Source organism: Psychrobacter sp. T6-1 (assembly GCF_052258445.1).
In genome coordinates this window covers 1-3,307 of sequence record NZ_JBQQFC010000273.1, presented here as the reverse complement: position 1 = coordinate 3,307, position 3,307 = coordinate 1, and the positions used below count along the sequence as shown (strand labels likewise).

3 protein-coding genes and 1 pseudogene are annotated in these 3,307 nt (G+C 42.2%); 1 reads left to right on the top strand and 3 read right to left on the bottom strand.

Annotated elements, in window-relative coordinates; translation table 11 throughout:
* Positions 1-1,584: exodeoxyribonuclease V subunit alpha (recD, locus tag ACTXGO_RS11515; RefSeq protein ID WP_443574590.1), on the top strand; the 1,584-nt coding region annotated here is incomplete at its 5' end.
* Between the two features lie 69 nt (positions 1,585-1,653).
* Here recD and ACTXGO_RS11510 read toward each other — a convergent pair.
* The 3 genes and pseudogenes from ACTXGO_RS11510 to ACTXGO_RS11500 all read right to left on the bottom strand — a co-directional run.
* On the bottom strand, positions 1,654-2,217 hold the full coding sequence (locus ACTXGO_RS11510; protein ID WP_317199412.1) for a hypoxanthine-guanine phosphoribosyltransferase: 564 nt from the start codon (positions 2,215-2,217) through the stop codon (positions 1,654-1,656).
* 101 nt (positions 2,218-2,318) lie between these two features.
* Positions 2,319-2,987, bottom strand: coding sequence for a hypothetical protein (locus tag ACTXGO_RS11505; RefSeq protein WP_443543068.1), 669 nt, complete (start codon positions 2,985-2,987; stop codon positions 2,319-2,321).
* Positions 2,988-3,089: 102 nt separating this feature from the next.
* A pseudogene (locus ACTXGO_RS11500) lies at positions 3,090-3,307 on the bottom strand (DUF3482 domain-containing protein); the annotation flags it as partial.

Genomic DNA, 3,307 nt, shown 5'->3' with positions numbered 1-3,307 from the left:
ATTTTTGAAACAACCTTTGAAGAAAGTAGTCTTCAAAAGAGTAGTGGTACAACGCTTACCCTCTGGTTGCATCGAACTTGGCAAGCAGAATATGATCTTGCATATCATATTCTGCGTATTAAGAATCAAACGGTGCAGGCATTACCTATTGCAGCAAACTCACAACTTAACCCTGAGCAGCAAGAAGCCATCTATATGGCTAACCGATCGGCGTTTAGCATTATCACTGGCGGTCCTGGTACTGGCAAGACCTATACCGTAGCGCAATTGGTCATAGCTTTGCAGCAAGCACAAAATGGAGTAGTAGACCAGCCGCACACAGGTATAAACTTGGCTTTAGCAGCACCGACGGGCAAAGCGGCGCAGCGTATGCAAGAGTCGCTACAAGATGCTATTGAAAGCGCTGGAGTCAACATTCAATTGCCAGAGGCCAAGACCATTCATAGACTGCTCGGTATAGGGCAGGGCGGACAGCCTCGCTATCATACAGACAATCCATTGAGCGAAGATATTATTATCGTCGATGAAGCATCGATGCTAGGCGTAGAGTTGGCCAATTATCTAGTCAGTGCAGTAAAGCCCAGTGCTAGATTGATACTGCTCGGCGATGCCAATCAGCTAGCGGCGGTAGACGCAGGGGCGGTGCTGGCAGATTTGTGCCGCATACCAGCATTACAGCGAGTAAGTCAGCGCTTAGAGAGTAGTCGCCGATTCACCGCGGACTCTGGTATTGGTAAACTAGCGAGGCTAATCAATGATAAAGATACGTATGCAAAGTCCAACATGAACACAGTATGGCAGCTCATGCATGAGAATGAGAGTTTGGGTTTTTATCACTTAACCCAGCCGCGGGCAAATCAATCTGATAGCGTAGGCATTGAAAAAGTACAAATAACAAATAGCCTAAGTAAAACGGAACTTTGTAAAGGTCTCTATAATTTTTATAAAACCTATGTGAGCCAAACTTATAATAATTTAGCAAAGGTAAAAAGAGCTAAATCTATGCCAATATCTGAACATATTGATAGCTTTAGTAAATTAATGAGTACTTTGAATCAGTTTAGAGTACTCACTGCTGGACATCATGGGCGCTGTGGTGATCATGCTATTAATCAATACATGAGTGAGCAGCATCGTCAGCAGCTAAAACTACCTCTATCCAAGTCGCCTTGGTATCACGGCAGACCTATCATGGTCTTGCAAAATAACTATGAGCTAGGGCTGTTTAACGGTGACATTGGTATTTGTATGCAGACTGATCAAGGGCGCTTACAAGTATTTTTTGAGAACAAAAAACAAGGTATTTCAGTCAATATGCTCGGTGATGATATGGTTGCCACAAGTTACGCTATGACCATACATAAGTCTCAGGGGTCTGAGTTTGAGCATGTTGCTATCTGTTTTGACGATAGTAATGCTAGATTGCTGAGCCAAGAGCTTATTTATACAGCTGTAACACGTGCCAAAAAACAGGTCTCAATATTCAGCACTGAGACAGCATTCACGCGGGCACTAGCAACACCAACTATTCGCCAGACAGGGCTCAGTCTACAGTTCAAAGCGATGGGTCAGGCAAATGAGTAGCTACAAAAGACTAAAATGATACGCAAAAAAAAGCATCCCTTTAAGGATGCTTTTTCAATTAATTTGAATTTACAGCTTATCTTCTTTAATAGCGTAGATACCTGGCAAATGGCGCAAATACCCATGAAAATCCATACCGCAACCATAAACATAACGATCAGCAACTTCAATACCAACAAAATCCACTTCAAAATTTGCAACTTTGCGATCATGTTGTTTGTTTAGTAATACGCACGAATCGATAGAGGCGGGATTTTCCTTGCCTAATTCTTCTACGATTGCCTTTAGCGTAATACCCTCATCAAAAATATCATCAATCAATAAAACATGCTCACCCTCGATACTAACGTCAGGCTTAAACTTCCAATCTAAATCATTAGTACCTTGGTTATCACGATAACGCGTCGCATGAACATAGTGCATACGATGATAGAAGGTGAGGTGAGTAAGCAATTGACCTGCTGGGATAAGGCCGCCATTCATAACAACCATAACGATTGGATTAAGACCAGCATAGTGAAGATTAAGCTGAGCGGCAAGACGCTCATAAGCCGCAGCTACTTCGATACTACTAATGAGACATTCTGAATTGCGTAGAGTCTTTTCGATTTCTTGATTACTGATTTGGGTCATGAGTTGCGCCTTCGATAAAAGTGCCGCCTATTTTAGCAAGTTTTAGTGAATCTGACCAACACCAAGTGACTGATAGCATCAAGTATTGATCAAAATTAATATCACTCAGCCTTTTCTACGATAAAGGGGCGATAGTATTCAGCCAGACGGTTCATAGAGCTATCAGGCAGATCAGGTAATAGTTTAGTCAGCGCCATGTTCATGCCCTTGTCGATTACCGCTTTGGTTACAGGGACAGATTTGCGTTTAAACATGCCCAGTTTCAGCGTTTCAGCATAATGAGTGATAAAATGTGTGAGCGTCTCATCATTCATAGTCTCAAGTGCCGTCTTAAATTTGACAGTATCAACCTGCTCAGGGGTCACGGACGCAAAGCCTTCGGTGATAGTTTGCGCGGCGCTCTCGGACAATCTGTAGCCTACGCGACTAACGCCTTCATTATCTATAAATGTCGCTTGATCTCGTAAAAAGTGAAAGCTTGGCATCACATCTTCGTTGTTCTCTTTATTAAGCAAAATATTAAGCAAAGTGTCGGCAGCTTTTTCTATCGTACCGACAGTCTTGCGCATAGCTGCTTGGCGCTCAGGATTAGGGATAATCTCAACTAAGCCTACAAGTAGATTGTCAATCAAGTCACGAGCAGTTTGATGGGTGAGAGCATCGCGGTATTTGTAATACTCAACATGCTCATCCGATGCTTCTGCTTGTGCTGCCTCTTCGATTAATTGTTTGAGTTTTTCTGAAGGTTCAAATCCAAAATAATGTGCCATATAATATCCTTGGTTAGGTTGTTGATAACATGTTATTGATAACAAAGTGTTACCATTTAATAAAAGCGTTTTTAAAAGGGGTTATATCTAACTGTGTTGGTTTTAAGGTTTTCCTGACTGTAATTTGGATGATAGCGACCATGCCATATCCAGACGCAGACTTTTAGCAAGCTCTGACTGACCACCGCCAAGCGACGACCATTGCGGTTTGCTACGTGCTTTTTTGAGCTCACTGGGTAATTTATGAGGTGGCCATAGGGTGATTACATTATCTTCTTCGTTATGATCTTTTATATTATCAGGGTTTTGCAACTCATCCT

What these genes read in the sequence shown, in the direction of transcription:
- ACTXGO_RS11510 (WP_317199412.1), bottom strand. Translation starts at nt 2,217, where the DNA reads ATGACCCAAATCAGTAATCAAGAAATCGAAAAGACTCTACGCAATTCA.
- ACTXGO_RS11505 (WP_443543068.1), bottom strand. Translation starts at nt 2,987, where the DNA reads ATGGCACATTATTTTGGATTTGAACCTTCAGAAAAACTCAAACAATTA.